23 protein-coding genes are annotated in these 23,406 nt (G+C 48.7%); 8 read left to right on the top strand and 15 right to left on the bottom strand.

Features of this window, described 5'->3' with window-relative positions:
• Positions 1-10: 10 nt before the first annotated feature.
• The 14 genes from LLU09_RS07910 to hpaB form a co-directional block, all read right to left on the bottom strand.
• Positions 11-1,363: a sodium:solute symporter family protein gene (locus LLU09_RS07910; RefSeq protein ID WP_255620797.1), complete on the bottom strand. Its 1,353-nt coding sequence runs from the start codon at positions 1,361-1,363 to the stop codon at positions 11-13.
• A gap of 152 nt (positions 1,364-1,515) precedes the next feature.
• A complete protein-coding gene (locus LLU09_RS07905) occupies positions 1,516-1,758 on the bottom strand; it encodes a hypothetical protein (protein WP_228311273.1) in 243 nt (80 codons plus the stop codon).
• A 185-nt stretch (positions 1,759-1,943) separates the two neighbouring features.
• Positions 1,944-2,573, bottom strand: coding sequence for an SDR family oxidoreductase (locus LLU09_RS07900; RefSeq protein WP_228311272.1), 630 nt, complete (start codon positions 2,571-2,573; stop codon positions 1,944-1,946).
• Between the two features lie 74 nt (positions 2,574-2,647).
• Complete coding sequence (locus LLU09_RS07895) at positions 2,648-3,499, bottom strand: fumarylacetoacetate hydrolase family protein (protein WP_228311271.1); 852 nt, start codon at positions 3,497-3,499, stop codon at positions 2,648-2,650.
• Between the two features lie 204 nt (positions 3,500-3,703).
• Complete coding sequence (locus tag LLU09_RS07890; RefSeq protein WP_228311270.1) at positions 3,704-5,125, bottom strand: NAD-dependent succinate-semialdehyde dehydrogenase; 1,422 nt, start codon at positions 5,123-5,125, stop codon at positions 3,704-3,706.
• 23 nt (positions 5,126-5,148) lie between these two features.
• Entirely contained in the window at positions 5,149-5,532 is a 384-nt protein-coding gene (locus LLU09_RS07885; protein WP_228311269.1) for a 5-carboxymethyl-2-hydroxymuconate Delta-isomerase, read from the bottom strand.
• A gap of 32 nt (positions 5,533-5,564) precedes the next feature.
• On the bottom strand, positions 5,565-6,326 hold the full coding sequence (locus LLU09_RS07880) for a fumarylacetoacetate hydrolase family protein (protein ID WP_228311268.1): 762 nt from the start codon (positions 6,324-6,326) through the stop codon (positions 5,565-5,567).
• The gene (locus LLU09_RS07875; RefSeq protein WP_228311267.1) at positions 6,323-7,111 is read right to left on the bottom strand and encodes a fumarylacetoacetate hydrolase family protein; all 789 of its coding nucleotides are present in this window, start codon (positions 7,109-7,111) and stop codon (positions 6,323-6,325) included. The genes LLU09_RS07880 and LLU09_RS07875 overlap by 4 nt, the downstream gene beginning before the upstream one ends.
• Positions 7,112-7,194: 83 nt before the next feature.
• A complete protein-coding gene (gene hpaI, locus LLU09_RS07870; RefSeq protein ID WP_222998657.1) occupies positions 7,195-8,118 on the bottom strand; it encodes a 2,4-dihydroxyhept-2-ene-1,7-dioic acid aldolase in 924 nt (307 codons plus the stop codon).
• 55 nt (positions 8,119-8,173) lie between these two features.
• On the bottom strand, positions 8,174-9,157 hold the full coding sequence (hpaD, locus tag LLU09_RS07865; RefSeq protein WP_228311266.1) for a 3,4-dihydroxyphenylacetate 2,3-dioxygenase: 984 nt from the start codon (positions 9,155-9,157) through the stop codon (positions 8,174-8,176).
• 33 nt (positions 9,158-9,190) lie between these two features.
• Positions 9,191-10,711 carry a 5-carboxymethyl-2-hydroxymuconate semialdehyde dehydrogenase gene (gene hpaE, locus LLU09_RS07860; RefSeq protein ID WP_040106178.1) on the bottom strand — a complete coding sequence of 507 codons (1,521 nt, stop codon included), beginning with the start codon at positions 10,709-10,711 and terminating at the stop codon, positions 9,191-9,193.
• Positions 10,712-10,800: 89 nt separating this feature from the next.
• Positions 10,801-11,274, bottom strand: a complete 474-nt coding sequence (locus tag LLU09_RS07855) for a flavin reductase family protein (RefSeq protein WP_040106179.1) — start codon at positions 11,272-11,274, stop codon at positions 10,801-10,803.
• Positions 11,267-12,115, bottom strand: coding sequence for an FAD synthetase family protein (locus tag LLU09_RS07850; RefSeq protein WP_228311265.1), 849 nt, complete (start codon positions 12,113-12,115; stop codon positions 11,267-11,269). Before LLU09_RS07850 ends, LLU09_RS07855 begins: the two co-directional genes overlap by 8 nt.
• A gap of 103 nt (positions 12,116-12,218) precedes the next feature.
• Positions 12,219-13,706: a 4-hydroxyphenylacetate 3-monooxygenase, oxygenase component gene (gene hpaB, locus LLU09_RS07845; RefSeq protein ID WP_228311264.1), complete on the bottom strand. Its 1,488-nt coding sequence runs from the start codon at positions 13,704-13,706 to the stop codon at positions 12,219-12,221.
• 218 nt (positions 13,707-13,924) lie between these two features.
• Between hpaB and LLU09_RS07840 the strand changes: the two genes are divergently transcribed.
• The 8 genes from LLU09_RS07840 to nhaC all read left to right on the top strand — a co-directional run bounded on the left by LLU09_RS07840 (position 13,925) and on the right by nhaC (position 22,081).
• Complete coding sequence (locus tag LLU09_RS07840; RefSeq protein WP_228311263.1) at positions 13,925-14,812, top strand: LysR family transcriptional regulator; 888 nt, start codon at positions 13,925-13,927, stop codon at positions 14,810-14,812.
• A gap of 28 nt (positions 14,813-14,840) precedes the next feature.
• A complete protein-coding gene (locus LLU09_RS07835; RefSeq protein WP_228311262.1) occupies positions 14,841-15,563 on the top strand; it encodes a GntR family transcriptional regulator in 723 nt (240 codons plus the stop codon).
• A 146-nt stretch (positions 15,564-15,709) separates the two neighbouring features.
• On the top strand, positions 15,710-16,105 hold the full coding sequence (locus LLU09_RS07830; RefSeq protein ID WP_228311261.1) for a thioesterase family protein: 396 nt from the start codon (positions 15,710-15,712) through the stop codon (positions 16,103-16,105).
• Between the two features lie 30 nt (positions 16,106-16,135).
• Positions 16,136-17,266 carry a Glu/Leu/Phe/Val dehydrogenase dimerization domain-containing protein gene (locus tag LLU09_RS07825; RefSeq protein WP_040106347.1) on the top strand — a complete coding sequence of 377 codons (1,131 nt, stop codon included), beginning with the start codon at positions 16,136-16,138 and terminating at the stop codon, positions 17,264-17,266.
• A gap of 4 nt (positions 17,267-17,270) precedes the next feature.
• The gene (gene pdhA, locus LLU09_RS07820; protein WP_228311260.1) at positions 17,271-18,383 is read left to right on the top strand and encodes a pyruvate dehydrogenase (acetyl-transferring) E1 component subunit alpha; all 1,113 of its coding nucleotides are present in this window, start codon (positions 17,271-17,273) and stop codon (positions 18,381-18,383) included.
• Entirely contained in the window at positions 18,380-19,372 is a 993-nt protein-coding gene (locus LLU09_RS07815; protein ID WP_222998663.1) for an alpha-ketoacid dehydrogenase subunit beta, read from the top strand. The genes pdhA and LLU09_RS07815 overlap by 4 nt, the downstream gene beginning before the upstream one ends.
• A gap of 14 nt (positions 19,373-19,386) precedes the next feature.
• Positions 19,387-20,616, top strand: coding sequence for a dihydrolipoamide acetyltransferase family protein (locus LLU09_RS07810; RefSeq protein WP_228311259.1), 1,230 nt, complete (start codon positions 19,387-19,389; stop codon positions 20,614-20,616).
• 28 nt (positions 20,617-20,644) lie between these two features.
• Positions 20,645-22,081, top strand: a complete 1,437-nt coding sequence (gene nhaC / locus LLU09_RS07805; protein ID WP_040106212.1) for a Na+/H+ antiporter NhaC — start codon at positions 20,645-20,647, stop codon at positions 22,079-22,081.
• A 114-nt stretch (positions 22,082-22,195) separates the two neighbouring features.
• Here the strand turns inward: nhaC and LLU09_RS07800 are convergent, their stop codons facing one another.
• A complete protein-coding gene (locus tag LLU09_RS07800) occupies positions 22,196-23,398 on the bottom strand; it encodes an MFS transporter (protein ID WP_228311258.1) in 1,203 nt (400 codons plus the stop codon).
• Positions 23,399-23,406 lie beyond the last annotated feature (8 nt).

The following is a 23,406-nucleotide window of genomic DNA, read 5'->3' as shown; positions in this document are numbered from 1 at the left end:
TGCTTTATATTCATCTTACTGCCTGTGTGGCATCGCTGCTTTCAACTTGAGCTATACTCTCTTTTGCTGAAGCAGTCCCGAAAGCGAAGCTGCCCACGATATAGATGAACAGGTTGATGATGAGTCCCCATACGCCGCTGAAGATGCCGAGTGGCGTCAGGCCGGCAAATGTGAATACCGCCGCAACCAGTGCACCGGTGAGCATGCCGGCAAACACGGATTTCGCATGACTCCGCTCCCAGTAGAGGCCAAGTATGATGGCCGGTGCCACCTGGACAAGGATTTCAAGCTTGAGAACGAAGACCTGATACAGTGTGCCGGGCGGGTTCCATGCGACCATCAGCAGGAATGCCACCGCGATGACACCGACGATCTTCCCGACCATTATCTTCTTGTTGTCGGAAGCCTCCTGATTGATGTACCGTCCGTATATATCCTTCGATACGATGGATGAGAATGTAAGCAGCACAGAGTCTGCAGTAGAGACGATGGCTGCAATGATACCGCCGAACAGCAGTACCATCGCGATATAGAAGATGATGTTCTCATTGGCGATGGCGCTGGCCATCATGCCGACGATCTGTTCAGATTCCTCCACACTGAGGTCCGGGAAGGCGGTATAGGCGAGTATACCGATGACGAACACGACACCTGCCGTCAAAAACGGCATCCATGCCATCTGGGTAAGCGACCGTTTGAGCGACCGTTCACTCTTGGCGGAGAAGATCCGCTGAATGGCATTCGGATAGACCGCCGCCCCGATACCGACTAATATGAGGAAGTTGGTCCACCGGACCAGTCCGCCTCCCTCCGGTACACCAAGGTTTTCAGGGGAGTATGTCCGGATGTAGTCTCCAGCTGCCGGCAGGCCACCGAAGTAGACGATTGTGCCGATCAACAGCATGAATACGCCGACGAGCAGCGCGATGCCCTGCATCGTATCCGTATAGGCGACCGAACGCATGCCGCCGAGCCAGCCATATACCACCATGATGACGATGAAGAATATGACGCCCGCCTGGTATGGCACCGTACCACCCGTCAGCCCTGCAACACCTTGACCGATTGCAATCAGCTGCTCGAGCAGGAAGTTTCCCAGAGCATACAGCATGATGATTGCTGCGAGTATGGAGACGGCCTTCGATTCGAACTTCATCTCCAGCCAATCCACCGGTGTCACGATATTATGCTTCTTGCTCAGTTTGTACATCCTCGGTGCAAACAGCAGGTAGACGAGGATGATCATGATGAAGAACGGTATGCTCACGAGGTTCGCATACCCGACGCGGTACGCCTCAGCCGAATAGCCGATGACCGTATTGCCGCTGTATTGGGTGGCGAAGAAGGTGAAGAACAGGACCATCGTCCCGAGCCCCCTGCCTCGAGGTAATATTCTTCCAGACTGCTATGTACGTTCTTGTTTCTCATATATGTCCCGACGCCGATCAGCAGCATGATGATGCCATAGAACAGCATGATCAGAATGCCGGACGTCCCTGAAAACGCCAGTTCCATCTACTTCTCCTCCTTTCCTGATTCTTCTTCGTCCTCAATCTCCCAGTGGTACCGGATGACATATGTGATGTAGAGCGACAGCACGACCGTCACTCCCATGATCACCAATGCCCAGAGCGGTACGCCATAGACCAGCACCGGATCTCCGGATGGGAAATACCATGGATTCAACAGGATGAAAATGATGAGGAAGCCGATCCATATCCTGTAGTTCGTGATCGGTTCCCGTGTCTTCTGCTTCATTCAATCACCTTCCTTATGATTGGTTCCAGGCCCGCTCCAGAGCGGATGCCAAGATATAATTACCGATACATTAACACTTCCACACAAAATATTCTACATTTTCTGAATTTTTATTTTATGAAACCGTTTACATTGATGAATAATAAAAACCCGGCATCTCAGCCGGGTCGATCATCGATATGAGTCTATAGGATTTCAGCAACCGGGGTGTCCCCGCTGATGAGATAATAGAGCTTGTTCTCAGGTTTCGCATTGATGATTTCAACGAGTACGCTTGCGACATCTGCACGCGGCACTTCCCCGTAGCGTGTCTCCCCTTCATATTCATAGAAGTCCACCGAGCCTTTGCCGTCATCATTCGTCAGAAGTCCCGGACGGAGGATGGTATATGGGACGCCGGATGCTTTGAGGTGCTCATCCGCACGGAATTTGGCATGCATGTATGGGCGCATTTTATCGTCCGCCTGCCTTGGGTTTTCAACACCCATGCCGCTGACCATCACAAAGTGCTTCACACCATGCGCCTTGGCAAGGTCGATCGATTCCATCGCGCCTTCCTGGTCGATCAGGATCGTCTTGTCGGCACCCGTCTTCGCACCGGAACCAGCCGTGAACAGCACGAGGTCGATGTCTTCAAAAGCGTGAGAAAAATCCTTCTCCAAGTCGCCGATGACGGTCTTTATTCCCTGTTCGTGTAATGCTTCCGCCTGTGCTTCCTTACGCACCATAGCGACTGGGTCATGCTCGCTCTCCTTCAGCTTTTCGACAACCATTCTGCCGATCTGGCCGTTTGCGCCAATCACCAATATTCTCATTACATATTCGCCTCCTCAAATGTCTATGATTCCATGTTGCGCTTCATTCGGAAACAAATCAAATGGAATGCTTTCTACTCCGCTTCCATATATGTGGTGAGCCTGCCCAGCTGCTCGATTTCGACGGTGACCTCATCACCATCCTGGAGCCATGGACGATGACCTTCTTCATGACCCATGGCGACGCCTTCCGGTGTTCCCGTGAGAATGACGTCTCCCGGCTTCAGCGTCATATAGTGTGAAATATAGCTGACCAGCTTCTCGCACTTGAAGATCATGTCATTCGTATTGGAATCCTGCCGTACTTCTCCATTGACGCTGCAGCTGATGCGCAGCTTGTTCGGGTCTTCGATTTCATCCTGGGTGACCAGGTATGGACCCAATGGACAGAAGCCATCCAGATTCTTGCCGAGCAGCCACTGGCCGCTTCTGAATTGAAATGACCGTTCAGACAGGTCATTCGCGGCACTGTAGCCGAAAATATAGTCTTCGGCATCCTCCTCTCTGATGTCTTTGGCCTCCCTGCTGATGATGATGGCGAGCTCCGCCTCATAGTCCACCTGGGAGGCTTCTGCCGGAATTCCGACCGTCTCCCCATTTCCGGACAGGCTGTTCCTGTACTTGCTGAAGAGGATTGGATAGTCGGGCACCGGCATATTCGACTCTTCTGCATGTTTCCTATAGTTCAGGCCCACACAGATGATCTTTTCAGAACAGTCTATTGCGGGACCCAGATCCACTTTGCGGGGGTCCAGAAAGGATTCGCATCCCTCTTCGAGTGCAAACTGCAGAAACTCTTCCAAACCTTTATAGCGTACAATGGCCTCGATCAATGTCGGATAGGACCCCGAGATGTCCAGGACACCTTTTTTCGTCAGTACCCCTGGTTTGAGTTTTCCATCACTATAAAAAGTCAAAAGCTTCATCCCAATTACCCCCATCAGTATATAATGTACCCAAGATTATATCACAATTTTCAAATAATTGATAAACTGATTGGCTTGCTGGGGCAGAATAGGGCATTAACATAGATGGGAGCCAGCATATTTCGATGCTGGCTCCTATACCAAATAGTGAGTATCAGCCTATGGATCCTACTTCATAATTACCAGAAGGCTCCTTTTCGTCTTCTATTCAAAGCTCAATGAAATGTACTTCGTTTCCAGGTAATCTTCTATACCATAATAGCCGCCTTCTCTTCCAAGGCCACTTTCCTTGAAGCCGCCGAATGGTGCCTGTGGTGTCGACGGTCCGCCGTCATTCAGTCCAATGATGCCATATTCCAACGCTTCACTGATCCTGATTGCTTCACCGATCTTTTCTGTGAAGACATAGGCCGCCAATCCATATGGAGAATTATTGGCACGCTCTATCACTTCTTCCTCATCGTGGAACACGGTGACCGGCAGCAATGGCCCGAATGTTTCTTCATGCATGCAGAGCATCTCATCAGAAACGCCGGTAACGACAGTCGGCTGATAGAACAGCCCTTCGCCCCGATCGCCTCCGCATACCAGCGTACCTCCTCTGTCCACCGCATCCTTCACTTGATTGTCTACTGTCTCCACTGCAGAATCATCAATCAGCGGGCCGATATCGGTATCTGATTCAAGACCATTGCCCATATTCAAACCAGAGACTGTCTCCCTGAGCTTGTCGTTGAATGCTTCCTCTATAGAAGTATGTACATATACCCGATTGGTACAGACACATGTCTGACCAGCATTGCGGAATTTAGACATGACCACCCCATTTACCGCTTTATCCAAATCAGCATCTTTTGTGATGATGAAAGGTGCATGCCCTCCAAGTTCTAGAGATATCTTCTTCATGGTATCCGCCGAATCCTTCATCAGCTGCTTGCCGACTCCTGTAGATCCTGTGAAGGTGAGCTTTCTGACCCTGCTGTCCTGGGTCCACACCTCCCCAATCTGACGGGAGCTCCCGGTGATGACGTTGATCACACCTTTTGGCACACCGGCAGCTTCTGCCAATTCGACCAGTTTGAAGGCAGTCAACGGAGTCTGGGAGGCTGGCTTTACAACCACGGTACATCCCGCAGCCATCGCCGGTCCCACCTTGCGCGTAATCATGGCAGCCGGAAAATTCCAAGGGGTGATTGCCGCAACGACACCAACCGGCTGTTTTGTCACGAATAAACGCTTGTGCCTATGGGAGGCCGGTAGGATGTCCCCATAGATCCTTTTGCCTTCCTCTGCATACCAGGAGATATAACCATTGGCATAATCCACTTCACCGATTGCTTCCTTCAACGGTTTTCCCTGCTCTTCGGTCATGATCCTGCCAATTTCTTCCCTATGTTCATGAATCAGCTGATGCCATCTGAAAAGGTAGGCACTGCGTTCCTCAGCTGTGAGCGCCCGCCATTCCTTCAATGCTGCAGCTGCTGCATCCACAGCAGCTCTGGCCTCATCACTCCCTCCCTTGGGGACGGAAGCGATCGTTTCGCCCGTGGCCGGATTGGTGACATCCATCTGTTCAAGTTCTTTCCCAGTCCACTCGCCATTGATATACATTTCAACATTTGCCATTAACATGCCTCCACTACCTGCTGTTATTTTTTATATCTTCCGTGAATATTATTCTTCTTGTACGTTGGGTTCGTAAATTCATACAACTCCATTGAGAGGGCAAGATACCTTTTTTGATATATTGGTTCAAAGTAGTCTGTAATGGTACTGAAAAGGTCGTCGCACAGCTCTTTCTTGACCGCTTCAGAGCGTCCACCGCCAAGCTTTAATGTAATGTGCACAAACGCATTATCCTCAGCACCATCTGCAACACGGTAATCTGCAATTTCGATCGCCCTTGTACGCAAGCCCCCGATTGGAATGACATCCGAATGGGAGAGCAGGGAGGCATTTGCCTGTTCGAGGAGCGCGTCCACTTCGAACGCGCCCTTCAGGTTGGATGTGTATTCTATATAGAGATGTGGCATCTACAGTTCCTCCTTGAATTATGTTGGATGATCTACTGCTTGATATCCGCTTCTTCACCTACGATGGTATTGACGAGACGGCCGACGCCCTCAACCTCAGTGATCACTTCATCCCCGACTTTAGTATCAACAGACCCTTTAGGTGTACCGGTAAGAATGATGTCACCTTTGTTCAAGGTCATGAAGCTGCTCAGATATTCTATGAGGTCAGGGACTGAAAAAATCATATCTGAAGTAGTGCCCTCCTGTACGACCTCTCCGTTCACCAAGGTACGCAGCTTGAGGTTCATCGGATCCTCCACATCCTCCTTATCTACAAACCATGGGCCGATTGGTGTGCACGTATCACGGTTTTTAACTCTAAGATTGGGACGATAATAGTTTTCAAGATAGTCCCTCAGGGCATAATCATTGGCTACTGTATAGCCGCCTACGTAATCATAGGCATCTTCCTTGGAGATGTTCTTCCCGGCTTTTCCAATCACTACAGCAAGCTCACATTCATAGTGCATGAATGTCACATCTGAAGGACGGTATGTCTTCCCACGGTGGCCTATGAAAGTGTTCGGCCCCTTCAGGAATACGAGCGGTTCCTTGGGCGCTTCCTTAAAGGACAGCTCAGCCGCATGGTCTGCAAAGTTGAGACCAAGGGTGAAGACCGTCTGGGGCTGGACCGGAGGGAGCCAGACCACATCATTCTCCTGGACAACCCTGCCATTTTCGAGCTTTATACCTGCTTCCGTCTCCACACCATTATGAATCAAACCGTCTACTGCGATTCTTGCATGCTTCATTTCCTTTTGCCTCCTGCCACTTGATTCTCATCCAATACTTCGTTCTCCAGAACACCGATGCCTTCCACTTCCACTTTGACCGTATCCCCGGCCTTGAGCAACGGCATGTCTTCAGGTACACCGACCAGCAGAACATCCCCTTCGTAGAGCGTCATGAACTCAGTAACGTCCGCCAGAAGTCCTTCTACTGAACGAATGAGGTTGGATGTGTTATTTTCAGCTTTGAGCTCTCCATTTACATACACGGAAATTTTTAAAGCGTTTGGATCACCGACAGAATCCCTCTCTGTTATCCATGGACCGATCGGACAGAAACCATCCCTTGCCTTTTCCTTGTAGGCAGGCCTGTAGATGCTTTCATGCGGAATGCTGATGTCATTGACGATCGTATACCCCGCTACATGATCGAGGGCATTTGATTTTTCAAGTCTGGTCGCCGTCTTTCCGATGACCACTGCCAGAGCAGCTCCTGCTGAGAGCGTTTCTTCACTTTGCGGCATTGGTACAGCTTCCCCGTCCCCGATATATGTATTGATCGGTTTGATATAGAGTATTGGTGCTTTTGGAGGTGCTTTATAGGGGTCGTCATTCAATTGACCCTCATACTGCGCGTAGGCACCCTTGAAATTGAGGAGTGCGCCATAGACTGTCCCGTTAATCGGGACATCAAAATTGAACTCTGAAATATTATGCTGTTCTGCATCAAGCATCACACTATCTGGTGCTTCAAACAGAGCTTCCTGCATCAACTGTATGCCTTGGTGTTTGAATTTGATGTTTGCCATATTCCTGCATTCTCCTTTAGTCAGTTTGTAAAAAGAGAAAGAGACCAGCATGTACTGGTCCTATCCTTCCCCTTATGGTTGGATTATGAATTTTGTTTTGCCAGCTTACCGTACTCCACCAATGTTTCCTTGATTTCCTCCTGAAGTTCTTCAGAAGGCAGTCCCATAGGCATCCTGAGGACAGGCTCTATCATACCCATCATGCCGAGTGCCGCTTTGACAGGCGCTGGGTTGGTATCTTTGAACAGCACGTCATTCAGGTTCATCAGCTCGAAATGAAGATCCTGCGCCCTTTTGATATCTCCTGCTTCCCATGCATCATGCATTTCAGCCACTTTGGCAGGTTCCACGTTCGCTGTCGCACTGATGGAACCCGCGCCTCCGATTGCCAGCATTGGATAGCAAAGCAGTTCGATTCCTGAATAGAGGAGGAAATCCCTACCGCAATGGAGCATTACACGGTTTACATGTTCAAAGTCCTTGTTGGACTCTTTTGCACCGACGATGTTCGGGCAGTCCTTGACCAGTCTCGCCATCGTCTGTACCGTCATATTCTGTGCAGTACGCCCAGGAATGTTATAAATGATGATCGGAAGATCTACAGAATCCGCCACTGTCTTGAAATGCTGATACAGCGCTTCCTGGTTCGGCTTGTTGTAGTAGGGAACAATCACCATCGCAGCATCTGCACCCATCTCCTCGGCCTTTTTGGTGAGATACATTGTCTCGTCGTGGTTTACAGAACCGGTTCCAGGTGCAAACGGCACACGTCCATCAATGGCCTTCATTGCATTTTCCATCACCTGTACCCGCTCTTCTGTAGTCAAGGAGCTCGGCTCTCCTGATGTGCCTGTTACAGAAATGGCGTGTGTACCATTTTCCAGCTGATATTCGATCAGTTCAGCCTGCTTCTCAAAGTCAATGTCCCCGTTGGCCTTGAAAGGTGTGATGACCGGACAGATCGACCCTCTTAGTCTCTGCTTGATATCTTCATATTGATTACTCATTTATAATGAACCTCCTGATATTATTATTGAATGCCACTTTCATATCCTTTTTGGATCAGATGATTGTATTCGGCTTTCTTTTATCGAGCTTCGGCTGTTCAGTCTCCACTTTTTCTCCTGTATATACATTCAGGAATGTGGAAGCTTCTTCAAACCAGCTGTCCGGTGCTTCATGCCCCCAGAAAGTCTGGCGCTGCGGATCGTCAAGGTCCCATTCCACAGGATCAAAATCGGAATCCCCTGTGTAATAGTCTCCATTGTACAATTCGATGCGGTGGCCGTCCGGGTCCCTCAAGTAGAGGAAGAATGCATTGGAGAGGCCATGTCTGCCCGGCCCTCTCTCGATTGTCGGTGCAAGGCCTTTTGCTGCAAGGTAGTCACAGCCGTCGATCAGACTCATCGGATCCTTCAGCCAGAAGCCGATATGATGCAGTCTCGGTCCGATGCTGTTCATGAACGCTGTATCATGGACGCCGGGCTTGCGGTGAAGCCATGCTGCCCACACTTCGTCGCTGCCTTTTGTCGTCGTATACTCTGAACAAGCAAAACCAAGCTTGTCTATATAGTAGTCATAGGCTTTTTGGACATCCGCCACTGCACAGTTGAAATGATCGATCCTCTGGACTTTTGCTCCCACATGGACATCAAAGCGCTGGAGCATACGCTCCACCTTATCCATTTCACAGTAGTATTCGCAAGGGATTCCTGAAACATCCTGTACACGCAGCGTACGCCCTATTGCAGGCTGCATGCCTTTTTCCATCCAGATCACTTCTGTGCCTTCAGCTTCAAAGAAATCAGCGAGCTTATCCAGGTCCTCTTCTGAATCCACTCTGTAACTGATGACTTCAACTGCCGCTTCAGGCATTTTCCTGAGCCACAGACAATGGTGGTTATGATCTTCTATCGCCCGATAGAAGACATTCTCATCATCGGACTCCGTCTCGATGAGACCCAATGATTCGTAGAACTCCTTGGATTTCTCCAGATCAGTTACATGCAATACAGCCCGGCCAGTACGTTTGATATCAAAATTCATATGTTTTCCCCTCTCATATTTCAAACACTATATTTAAATCCCGAATTGTGGAATGTGGTGATCTCCAATTGCTACATGGATGATTTTCTGTTCTGTATAGAATTCAAAAGCGTAGTATCCGCCTTCACGCCCGATTCCGCTGTTCTTGGAACCGCCAAACGGCGTCCTCAGATCACGGACATTCTGGGCATTCACCCAAAGCATACCGGATTCAACAGCATGAGCGACGCGGTGCCCACGTTTGATATCATTAGTCCATACATATCCGGCCAGACCGTACTCGACATCGTTCGCCTTTTCGATAACTTCTTCTTCATCTTTGAAAGTCATGACGGCAATGACAGGTCCAAATATTTCTTCCTGTACCACCCTCATATCATTTTCGGCATTCAGCAGCATCGTCGGTGCCACATAATTCCCACGGCTCAACTCCTCAGGAATATGCCCGCTCACCACTTCACAGCCTTCTTCTTTCGCTATTTCAATGTAGCTCTTAACATTTTCATAATGCTCGGTCTTGATGAGTGGTCCAACTTGTGTGGATTCATCCAGTGGATCTCCCACCCTGATGTTTTCAACACGCTGCTTCAGCTTTGCAACGAAATCTTCCGCGATATCTTCATGCAGATAAAGTCTGGAGTTCGCTGTGCATCGTTCTCCATTAAAGGAGAAGACGCCCCATGTCGCTGCATCGAGCGCGCGGTCCAAGTCGGCATCCGGGAAGACGATGATTGGGGATTTGCCTCCAAGTTCCATGGAAAAGCGCTTCAGAGTATCTGCTCCGTTTTTCATGATGGTGGAGCCTGTAGTCGTTTCCCCTGTAAAGGAAATGAGTTTTACATCTTTATGTTTGACCAATGCATCTCCTGCTGTTTCACCAAAACCATGTACAATATTGAATACACCGTCCGGCAAGCCAGCCTGGTCGATGATTTCCGCCATGCGGTTCGCAGTCAGCGGAGACCATTCTGCCGGCTTCAATACAACTGTATTGCCGGTAGCAAGAGCAGGGGCGATCTTCCATGTCTCAAGCATGAACGGCGCATTCCAAGGAGTGATGAGTCCGGCTACACCTACAGGCGTGCGCACAGTATAATTGATGAACTCGTCATCAACCTGATAGGTTTCACCATACATCTGGCTTTTTACAGTATCAGCATAGAACCTGAAATTGTTCGCTGAGCGTGAAACCTGCTTCTTCGTCTGGCTTAATGGCAGTCCGGTATCCAGCGCCTCAAGCAGTGCTATCTCTTCTACATGTTCCTCAATCAGATCGCCGATCTTGTAGACATAGTCCAGACGCTCCGACTGTTTCATCTTGCCCCATTCGCCTTTGAATGCTTTATGTGCTGCCTTGACCGCCTTGTCGATATCTGCAGCCTGTCCTGAAGCGATATTGTTCATCGTTTCGTTCGTGAAAGGGCTGATATTTTCAAAGGTGCCATTATCTTCAGCCTCTACAAACTTCCCATCGATGTATAGCTTCACATCCTGAAGCTCCTTGGCGAGTTTAGTATGTTGGTCTGCTACTGATTGCGTCTGTTGATTTGCCACAAAATCATCTCCTAATTTTTATCGATACGTTGTCCCTTAACACTCAGCATCATCGCGCTGCATGCACTTCAAATGTAATTCGCTCTATTCTATACGTGTATGTTCTCCTGATAGCTTCCATATCTTCCGCAGAAAAATGTGAGCGGCTGACCGTCGGAAAGTTTCAGATCAAGAACCTTTCCGATGAATATCGTGTGGTCCCCTACCACTATGGACTGGTCGACGTCACACACTACAGATGCGAGGGATCCCCTTATCGTAGGTACACCTTCGATTTCATCGAAATCAATCGGATCATCCTTCTTTTTCTGACCTGCAAAATGCATAGAGATGTCCTGCTGCTCCTCAGAGAGGAAACTGACTGCAAATTGTCCGGAAGTCTTGATCTTATCCAGGATGTTTGCATTGTTGTCTATTGAAATCGTAATCAGCTTTGGTTCAAGTGAAACGGACATGAATGCATTTGCCGTCATCCCGTAGTTTTCTTTGCCGTCACTCGATGTGATTACAGTCACACCTGTAGCAAACCTGCCCATTGCATTACGGAATTCTCTGCTATCCATATACAATCTCCTCCATTCTTTCCATTGTATTTCTTTGTGTTTCCGGGCTTCTTCTAATAAATGCCATTTCATAGCCATCCTTGCTCTCTTCCAACGGGGTAAGCATCCTGAGTTCTATTGCTCTTCCCTCATGTATCTTCAAACGGCCATGTTTCTTCCCCTGGGATATCGTCACTTCTACATCGTAATCTCCTGACACCGGTAGAGTGGCCTTTGGGTCGGCATGAACCATATAGTGGCATGCCGTTTCCCCTGCATCAACTTCCACACGAACACTGTAGTGCTCTCCGAGACACTCTGGAATAGAGGAAAATTCGCCTGCCTTCACCATATTCCGGATGCGTGTGGAACTGATTTTCTCTTCAGCACACTTTTTCTTCGAAATGACACTGACTCCCCAAGATTCATTGGAGCACTCCTGTTTCAGCAGTTCGGCATCTCCCTGGGCTTTGAATCCGAAAGTGAAGTCAAAACCCACCACAACGTGGCATGCATTGATATCCCTGATATATTTTTGAACAAATTCTGTTGGTCGAAGTGATGCAAAGTTCAAGTCGAACTTTGTAATGAACAGCGTGTCGATGCCCAGCCGCTTCATCTTTGCAACTTTTTGCGGCAAAGTCATAAGGTATCGGAAGCTGCTGTTCTTTCTGACCACTTCGCTGGGATGTGGGCTGAAGGTCATGACAGAAAACTTGCATCCCTTCCTTTCAGCCAGGTTCCGCGCTTCATTCAAGAGTTCCTGATGACCAAGGTGGACACCGTCAAAAAAACCGATGGCCATGACATGCTGCTCTTTCATGGCCGGTATTGCTGAATGGTCAAGATGGATCACTTCCATATTGCCTCACTCCCAGAACAGATTTTGTAAACACTACGAATTCCTCAAGGAATCAAGTATGGAACTAAATTATGCTATATCTGATAATGCTGGACATTCAGATTCAGACACGTTGTGTTGCATTGAAGTTTGGACGTTTTACATCCTGCTGCTTGAGGAATTCATCCACTTCCTTAACCAGGGAATCTTTATCGTACTGGTCGAAGTATGCCATGCCCATCTTGACGGGGTCTCCGAAGAAGTAGTATTCGTAATGCGTCTGTCGTGTACCGAAGGAACTCATCGTCATGTCCCATGCAAGTCTGAAGAGCTGGACACGTTCAAACCCTTCAACATTCTTGCCCTGCATTGCCCGGTTGAGGATCGGACCGATCTCATCATTCGAGAAATCATCATATGTCGGGATGCCCATAAGTCCGGATGCGCCAAGTATCCTCAGAATTTCAGTCATGCGTGGATAGACACGTGGAAACCAGTTTCTAGCTGCGTTCAACGCCTCAAAGTCAGGTGTCATCATGCCCCATTTATCTAGCTTCGCATTATGTTCCGCCCTATAGAGATGGGACTTCATATTTTCAAGCGTCAGCATGATTTCAGTACCTTTGTCTTTGACATGCTGGAAACCGTCGATTCCAATCGAATCCATGAGTTTCAAAGTCACACCGAGAAGGAATTCAAGCTTGGCCACATCTTTCGCAATGACCTGGTGCGACATATGGACTACTGCACTTGTATCGGCAAATGCACGGTTGCAAAGATCGGAATCCTCCAAAATGAAGACACGATCCCAAGGAACCAGCACATTATCGAATGAAACGATTGCATCCCCTTCCTCAAACTGGGATCCTACTGGATGGTCGTAGCTGTTTTTACCGTAGTCGAAGGATTCGCGACTCAAGTACTTGAGACCAGGCGTATTATTCGGGATTGCAAATGCGAGGGAATAAGGATCGTCTTTCGCACCGCTCTTCACGACTGTGGACGGGAAGACGAAGATTTCATCCGTGATGCCTGCCTGTGTAGCCAGGAGACGGATTCCACTTACAACTACACCGTCGTCATTCTTCTCTACTACATGTAGCGCTACGTTCGCATCGTCCTGGTCGGCCTGCATTTTTGAGCGGTTGACCTGAGGATGGATGAGCGTATGCGTCAGACTGATATCATTCTCTCTTGCATACTCAGCGTATCTTCTTGCATTTTCTGCAAATTCAGGATTGCTGCCCTGCCCGTAGAATTCAAATGCCTTGGCCATCGTCATGACTTCGGAGTTCAGGTAGTCAGGTGCACGGCCCATCAGGCCTTTCGTAACCCCTTGCCATTCCATGATGGCTTCTCGTCTCTCAATGAGCTGTTCGACGGTTTCAGGCACCATGAATGTCTTGCCGACCTTGTCGCCTGTAGTTGGTGATGTATAGAGCATCTTCTCGGGCTTTTCATACTGCAGATCATATAGTCTGGCCATTGAATTCACTGCGCCTTTGAATGCTGGATGCGTCGTTACATCCTCTACACGTTCACCGTGTATGTAGACATTGTTATTTGCTTTCCTGAGATTTTCGATATACTGTGCGCCTGTTTTAGCTGGCATGGTATTTCCCCCTTTAATTTATCACCTGAGAGCCACTTAATAGAAAACGCTTACAAACAGATGAATTAAAAAAGCTGAACTCCGGTGTATGTTCGACTTGAATATTCGGAAAATTCAACCTGGCTATAGAATAGCACCTTTGATATTATATTAAAAATATATATAATATATATAAACCATACTTTTAAAGTATATAGGAGAGCGATTGAAGAATGGATATGAGACAGCTTAAATATTTCCACACCATTGCCACCGAAGGACAGATTACGAAAGCTGCAAAAAAACTTCATATCGCCCAACCCCCTTTGAGCCAGAGTCTGAAAAACCTGGAACATAGTATCGGCACTCCACTGTTCGACCGCAATGGAAGACGGATGGAATTGACTGAAGCAGGGAGGACCCTCTACCAAAGATGCGAAACGATCTTCGAGTTTTTCGAGGAGACGCTGTTGGAGGTCCAGGATACTGGAGAAGGGATGCGGGGTAAATTGAGCATTGGATGCGTAAAATCAGCATTCTCACATATCCCCAGAAAGATGAAAAGGTTCGGAGAAAATTACCCGGATATAACGTTTGAACTCAAGGAGGGGGACTCTGCCTCACTGGCCGAAGACCTTAAAAACCGCAGGATAGATTTTGCAGTCATCCGCCTCCCCCTGGAACTTGATGAATTTCATCATAAACGTCTCCCCATGGAAGATTATGTAGCTGTACTTCCAGATGAATGGCTTGTCGAAGGTGATGATAATACGATATGTATGGAGCTCCTATCCGCTTTGCCCTTACTGCTGCTCAGGCGAACCAGTGGCCGCGGACAGTATGAACTGATTCTCGACCAGGTCAAAAATTACAATGCTTCCCCAAAAGTAGTCACCATGTGTCCGGATGTCGACATGATACTGGAACTTGTAAGTGAAGGCGTCGGGGCTGCGATCATCCCGGAACTTGCCTATCAGAAGCACAATCCAGGGAAAGTGAAGATGATGAAGATTAAAGAGGATACACTCCATTCTGAATCCGCCGTAATCTGGTTGAAGGACAGATACTTGTCAAAAAGTGCCCAAAAGTTCATAGAACTCTTTGATGAAGAGGACGAAATGAATTAGATCTATGGTATATTTGATATGAATGAATATGGTCGCATCGACACATGAATTACTGCCGACATCCCGCGGCCAGGGTGAATATCTTCAATTCAGAAATGAGCTGATGCAAGTGAGCAAAATTATAAAAGCCGAATCCCTGCACATACAGGCCTATCACCTGATCAAGGAATCCATCATGAATGGAAAACTGAAGCCTGAAGACAGGATTGTTGAGGCACGGACCGCCAAAGAGCTTGGAGTCAGCCGCGGTACCGTGAGGGAAGCGGTCCGGATGCTGATTCAAGACGGGCTGCTCCTCTATAACGATGGACTGGTAAAGGTCTACAACCCTTCGAGAAAAGATATCGTCGACATATTCGAATGCCGGGAAAGTCTTGAAGTACTGGCCATCCGTCTCGCGTTGAAAAACCTGGATGAGGACACCCTCAGACGGCTTGCACAGAATATCGAGGAAACCAAGAAACTCGATTCCTCCTCCTCCGAACTCGGAACCTACGACCAGGAATTCCATACGATCATCATAGAGAGCTCCAACAACAACCACCTCATTAAACTGCTTGAAGCAATCAAGGTAAAGCTCCACTACATGAGGAACTGCATGGTTGGCGAACCGTTCTACACCTCCTTCATCGAAGAGCACCAGAGAATATACGATGCCTTAGCTGACCGGGATGCAGAGCGCGCTGAAACATTGATGAGCGAACATGTTCAAAAAGCCCTGAAAGGTGTCCTGATGCATATTGAGGCCTGATTCTTCACGGAATCAGGCCTCAATATTTTTATTTGCAGTTGACGGTTAACTGTCGGGTATATATAATTTTATTTGTATTTGGAATATTCACCAAATTTTTTTCAGTCTATTTGTAAGCGTTTTCACATTAATCAGGTGGTGATCATTTGAAAGACAGTATTGAAACAGGCATCTTGCAAATCCTTGAAATCACAGTGACTGAGGAGATGTTCGCCCAGTTCCATGGGGAGGTCGTGCACCCTGTATATTCGACCGCTTCCATGGTCTATCACATGGAGTGTGCATCCCGAGATCTGCTTCTCCCTTACTTGGAGACTGACGAAGAAAGTGCCGGGGCGTCTGTATCACTCACCCACTCTGCCCCTTCACCAATCGGGTCCAAAGTGGTGCATGAGGCGAAGCTTGTGCATCTCACCCCTGCACGTGCCACGACGGAAGTGATCGCCCGCAACGCTGAGGGCATCATCGGCAAAGGGGAAGTCGTCCAGGCGATAATGCCGAAAAATACCATGAAAAAAAGACTCGCGCATCAGAAGGCATGAATAATTTCAGGAGGGATTACTTTGAAACAGATGGAATACAGCAGAACGGAAACGAAAGACATGTTTGAAAAGATAGCAGGCCATGAGCAGGTGCTCTTCTGCAACGATCCGGCAACCGGACTTCAGGCAATCATAGCAATACATGATACTACCCTCGGCCCCGCCCTGGGCGGCACGCGGATGTATCCCTACGAAAGTGTCGATGCCGCTTTGGATGATGTCCTTAGACTTTCAGAGGGCATGACCCATAAATGTGCGGCTTCCGGCCTCGACTTCGGTGGCGGCAAAGCGGTCATCATCGCTGATCCGGCAACCGACAAATCCCCGGCTCTATTCCGGTCATTCGGCCAGTTCGTCGATTCCCTGAATGGCCGCTTCTATACCGGAACGGACATGGGAACCACTACCGAAGATTTTGTGGAGGCATTCAAGGAGACGCACTTCATCAATGGGATTCCTGAAGAGTATGGCGGCAGCGGAGACTCATCCATACCTACTGCACAGGGCGTGCTCTACGCTCTTGAGGCGACCAATGAGCACCTGTTCAACAGCCGTGACCTCGGCAAGCGCAGCTATGCCATCCAGGGACTCGGCAAAGTCGGATATAAAGTAGCTGAGCAGCTGCTCGAGGCTGGAGCCAAACTCTTCGTTACAGACATCAACGAGGCAGCGATCCTCAGTATTGAGAACTATGCCTCCGGGACCACTGGAGAGCTGAAGATTGTGGAAAGCGATGAAATCTATGGTGTTGAAGCCGACATCTTCGTCCCATGCGCAATGGGTGGAATCATCAACGATGAAACGCTTAAGCAACTGCAGGTGAAAGCGGTGGTGGGATCAGCAAACAATCAGCTTTCCGACAATTCCATAGCGGAAAAGCTCCAACAGTCCGGTATACTCTATGCCCCTGACTTCATCGTCAATGCCGGAGGGCTGATTCAGGTCGCTGATGAACTGTATGGTCCTAATCCAAAGCGTGTCCTTGCGAAAACCAAAACCATCTATCAATCCCTTCTGAAGATTTATCAGCAGGCAGAAATGGATGCGACAACGACTACCGACGCTGCAAATCAGAAGGTGACACATGTGCTCGAGGAACAGAAGCACCGGAACAATTTCTTTTCCAGAAAACGTCGTCCCAAATGGGAAGTAAGGGAGTGATTTCATGCATACACCAATCGAAAACAGAAATACACACCAACAGGATATTACAGAACAGTTTCCTATGAAGCAGATCATCGACAGCGAAGGCAACCTTGTCGATGATACATACCGGAACGAAATCAATATCGAAGATTGCAGGAAGTTCTACCGTCAGATGCTGTGCATGCGTACTTTCGATCAGAAAGCGATCAATCTTCAGCGTCAGGGCAGAATCGGGACCTATCCCGGCTTCAATGGGCAGGAGGCTGCCCAGGTCGGCAGCGCACTGGCCCTACGGGAAGATGACTGGATGTTCCCTACATACAGGGACCATGCAGCCAGCATCACCTTCGGCGGCTCCTACGCAATAATTTCCACGTGGAAGGGACGGGTCGAAGGCAACCGTCCGCCGGAAGGACGCAACATCGTTCCCCCTTCCGTACCGATTGCAACACAGCTGCCTCTGGCCACCGGTGCAGCAATGGCCAGCAGATACAGGGAGTCCTCCCAGGCGGTCATCGCCTATTTTGGTGATGGTGCCACTTCTGAAGGGGACTTCCATGAAGGAATGAACTTCGCCAGTGTATTCAAGGCGCCTGTGGTCTTCTTCAATCAGAACAACCGTTACGCAATTTCCGTCCCTGTATGGAAACAGATGAATTCGGAAACAATTGCCCAGAAGGCCGTCGCCTACGGTATGCCAGGTGTGAGGGTGGACGGCAACGATATATTCGCCGTCCACCACGAAACCATGAAAGCCCTGGAAAGGGCCAGGAATGGTGAAGGACCAACATTGATAGAGGCAGTCACATGGAGATATGGTGCCCACACGACGGCGGATGACCCGACAAAGTACCGAGACAACGAAACAGAGAACAGGAAAAACCTGCTGAATGACCCATTATCGAGACTTGAGGCATTCATGAAATCAGAAGGCTATTGGGATGCCCAGTGGGCGGAAGACTTCGAAAAGGACATCAAGTCTGAAATTGATGAAGCCGTAAAGGAAATGGAATCCATGCCGGAACCTGATGTGAATGATATATATGACCATATGTTCGAGTCTCCTACATGGCCCATCGAAGAGCAGAAGAAAGCATATATGGAATATCTGAAAGGGGGCTCCGAAAAATGACGACAGTGAAGACCAACAGTATGACGCCGGTCCAGGCAATCAATGACGGGCTTCGCACCATGCTCCAGGAACGGGAAGAAATGGTCGTGCTCGGTGAAGATGTAGGGATCAATGGCGGTGTCTTTCGTGCGACGGACGGCCTGCAGGAAAGCTTTGGGGAAGACCGTGTATTCGATACGCCTTTGAGCGAATCCGGCATCATCGGAACTTCAATCGGCATGGCGATGAACGGCATGCTGCCCGTCGCCGAGATCCAGTTCTTCGGCTTCATCTATCCTGCCTATGAACAGGTGATGACGCATGCTACGCGGATGCGCTACAGATCGATGGGTGCTTTTACCGTCCCGATGGTCATCCGCGCACCGTATGGAGCTGGAGTCCGGGCGCCGGAGATACATTCTGACAGCATGGAGGCACTCTTCACCCATATGCCGGGCATTAAAGTGGTATGTCCATCCAATGCATATGATGCAAAAGGTCTCCTCATTTCAGCCATTGAGGATCCGGACCCCGTCCTTTTCCTCGAACCTCTGAAGCTCTACCGTGCATATAAGGATGAAGTACCCGAGGGTAAATATGAAGTTGAAATCGGCAAGGGGGAACTTCTTGTGGAAGGGGAAGATGTCACACTGATTGCCTGGGGAGCGATGGTGCCCGTCATAAAAAAAGCTGCACAGCTTGCGGAGGAAAAGGGGATCACCTGCGATGTGATCGACCTGCGTACCCTCTCCCCCATCGACAAGGACATCATTGCAGCGTCCGTACAAAAGACCAACCGCTGTGTAATCGTGCATGAAGCCCAGTCCACCGGCGGTCTCGGCAATGACATCATTTCAATCGTCAACGACACTTCCTTCCTCTATCTTAAATCACCAATCGAGAGAGTGACGGGCGCAGATGTTCATGTACCATTCTGGGCACTGGAGGAACATTTCCTCCCGACACCGGAACGGACGTTACATGCCGTACAGAAAGTAATGGATTTCTAAGGAGGGGACCAGCAGTGGTAGAGGTTAAATTGCATGATATTGGAGAAGGCATGACTGAAGGGGATGTCATCACCTACTTCGTCAAAGAAGGGGAAGATGTCAATGAAGACCAGCCCATCATCGAAGTACAGACAGAAAAGATGGTAACTGAACTGACCGCTCCCAAGGGAGGAAGAATAAAGGATATTCTGGTGGAAGAAGGGGCCACCATATCCGTAGGCACCACCATACTGACCATAGATGCCGGAAATGCATCCATCGAAGAAGATGAGGCGGCACCGAAGAATGATTCAGAGACATCCGAACCATCAGAAACGGCACCAGATCATGATCGGAAAAGAGAAGTGAAGGGACCCGTCAGAATCAAGGCCGCACCTTATACCAGAAAGATTGCCAGGGAACTTGAAGTGGATATCGAACAGATTAAAGGGACCGGTAAAGATGGCCGCATTACAGTCGAAGATGTGAAAAGTTTCAAGGGTCCGGAAGAGGCTGTAGATAAAGGGGAAAAAGTGGCTCCTGCCACCAAGAAGGCAGCCGAAGACCCGACGGAAGAGGAGAATTGGATTCCATTCAAAGGACGACGCAAACAGATCGCCAAAAAGATGACCCAATCCATCTATACGATACCGCACGTCGCTCATATGGAAGAAGTGGATATGACGGAACTCCTCGCCTTCAGGCAGGAACTGAAGCCTGAAGCTTCCATTTCCGTAGCAGCATTCTTCATTAAAGCGTTGGCTATTGCGCTCAATGATTATCCGATCTTCAATTCTGAATTGGACGAAGAAAACGGTCGGATCCTTCTCAAGGATTCCGTTCATATGGGCATTGCCACAGACACTACTGAGGGGCTGATTGTTCCGGTGATCAGGAATGCAGAAGGAAAGTCACTCTCAGATATCCACAAAGAGATGAAGTCACTCACTGCAAAGGCGATGGAAAACAATATTACAGGAAAGGAGGTCACAGGCAGCACATTCACCATCAGCAATGTCGGACCGCTCGGCAGTATCGGGGCGACACCCATCATCAATTATCCGGAGGTCGCTCTGATGGCTTTCCATAAGACCAAAAAGATGCCGGTGGTGGATCAGAATGATGAGATCGTCATCCGTTCCATGATGAACATCACATTGACATTCGACCACCGCGTTGCCGATGGAGGGGAGGCAATCGCATTCACGAACAGGTTTAAGTCACTTCTAGAAAATCCGAAACTGCTTTTATTGGAACTGGTTTGATGAACGATTAAAACAAAGGGGGATTTCCATGTTCCGCATTAAACCTGCACAGACACCATCGTTATTCGAAGCACTTGCCGTCGTAGCCGCTATCGTGATCATAATCAGCACGAGCATCATCTATTTCGAGACAGTGCCACATATACCGTTGATGCTCTCACTGCTTCTGCTGATCTTGTATGGAATGGCAAAGAGGATACCCTACCAGAAGCTGCAGGAAGGCTTCTCGGAAGGGGCAGTCTCAGGGATGGGGGCTGTATTCATCTTCTTCATGATCGGTATGCTCATTGCTTCCTGGATCTATAGCGGCACCATACCGACATTGATCTATGGCGGATTCGAACTTGTTACACCGAATTTTTATCTTGCAGTCGTACTCATCGTCACTTCAATAGTCGGCATATGCGTCGGCAGTTCATTGACGACGGTGGGCACCGTGGGCCTCGCCTTCATCGGCATTTCAGGCGCACTCGACATATCATTGGCCATGACAGCCGGTGCAATTGTATCAGGTGCATTTTTCGGGGATAAGATGTCCCCACTATCAGACACGACCAACATGGCATCAAGTATACTTAAAGTTGACCTTTTCGAGCATATCAAAAACATGATGTGGACGACCATACCAGCATTCCTGATCGCTCTGGTCCTGTTCGCCTTCATGTCGCCGAATATCTCCTCGGCCAACTTCGGAGAAATGGAAATCTATCAACAGGGGTTGATGGAAACTGGACTGATCAGCTGGTATAACGCCATCATCCCACTTGGAGTTCTGCTTGTATTCTCATTGATGCGGGCTCCCGCCCTCATTTCACTTACTGCAGGCATCATCAGCGCACTAGTCCTGTCGGTAATGCATACAGTGCCTTCCATAGGCAGCATATTCGGCATACTGTTCGGCGGATTCGTTTCTGAAACTGGAATAGAACAGATCGATCAGCTGCTGTCCAGGGGAGGCATGGAAAGCATGTTCTTCACCATCGGCATCGTGCTTCTTGCACTTGGTATGGGAGGACTCCTCTTCAAACTGGGCATCGTTCCAAGACTGTTTGCAGCCATAGAAAGTATGCTCAAAAACGTAAAGAGCGTCATACTCGGTTCCGCTCTCAATGCCATCGGCATCAATATACTTATCGGCGAACAATATCTGTCCATACTTCTTACTACGGAGACATTCCAGAGGCAATATGAAAAAGTTGGACTTGAAAACAAGAACTTGTCACGGGTTGCAGAGGATGCGGGTACAGTCATCAACCCACTCGTACCATGGAGCGTCTGCGGTGTCTTCATCGCAAGCGTGCTTGGCGTCCCTACCCTATCCTACCTGCCATTTGCCTTCTTCTGCCTGCTCTGCCCGATCCTTACCATTTTCTTTGGCATGACAGGAAAAACCCTGACTTATACAAAGGCACACGTACAGGAGCAAGAAAAAGCGAAACCACTTGTCCAAGGGGAATTCGGATAACAATCCAAGGCATACACGGTTAGAAAATACCTTATAAAAAATTGCCGCTCCGGTTTGAACCGGAGCGGCAATTTTTATGGACACTTAAAACTCTTACCCTCATTTTATTTAGATCTATTTCAAATCCTGCTGCGACATATGCTTCTCGGCACTCTCATGACGACCGTAGACGAAATGGAATATGCCCATCGCAATGAGCACGGAAATGACGAGGAACTGATAGAGCCCGCCATAACCGAGTGATGGAACAAGGAACCCAAGGAAGAATGGCCCGAATCCCAAGCCTATTTCTAGCATGATGAAATATGTGCTGGTCGCAAGCCCTACGTTCTCCCGGGAAGCCAGGTTGACACAGACAGTCTGGGCAATGGACTGGAAGTTTCCGTAACCGAAACCGATGAGGATGCTGGAAGCCAGGAGGACCAGCCCCGTCGTGGCACTTCCAAGCATGAAGAATCCTATCGCCATCAATATGAATGCAGGGTACAGGACGATGTTGGCGCCTTTCTGGTCCATCAGTTTACCTGTAAATGGACGCGTCAATGTAATGGATATGGCATAGACGATGAAGAAGAAACTTGCTGCAGTCACGAGATCCACTTCCTGTGCATACATGTTCAGGAAGGACAGCACGCCTGCGTACGCAAGGCCCATGAACAGAATTGAGAAGCCCATCGGCAGTGCATCGCGGTCGACCATCTTGAAACCTTTTACAGTCGGCTTCATTGGACGTTTGATGTTGTTCGTACGGATCATCGGAATGGTCATGGCCACAATCAGCACCAGTACTGCAACAATCAGCAGCATCACGTTGTATGGGATGGTATCTGCCAATAGGAAGCCAAGGAACGGACCGATTGCCGATCCGAGTACAAAGCTCAGACTGAAGTAGCTAATCCCCTCTCCCCGACGCCTTTCTGGAACGGATATGGTCGCCAATGTGTTGAGTGCGGTACTGATCAGCCCGGTGGCAAAACCATTGAGGAAACGTGTGATGATGAGCAGTGACAAACTCCCATCGATAAAATAAAGGGCATATGTTGCAAAGAATAAGATCGTTCCTATATAGAGAAGACGCCGCGCACCCAAGCGGTTGATTTGCTGGCCCGTCAATGCACGACCAGCGAGCACTCCTATGATGAAAATGCTTGCTACTAGACCCGCCGTACTGGCAGAAGCATTGTAATTGTCGATTGCGAAACTTCCAATCGTGACCATGGACACATACATGGCAAACATGATGATGAAATGGTACATGAATATGACAACAAATTCCTTTGTCCAGATTCCATCATTTGAATAATCTTTATTCTGCAAAGTAGCAC

The sequence above is a fragment of the Salinicoccus sp. RF5 genome (assembly GCF_020786625.1).
Lineage (GTDB): Bacteria > Bacillota > Bacilli > Staphylococcales > Salinicoccaceae > Salinicoccus.
This window is presented reverse-complemented; position numbering and strand designations above follow the sequence as displayed.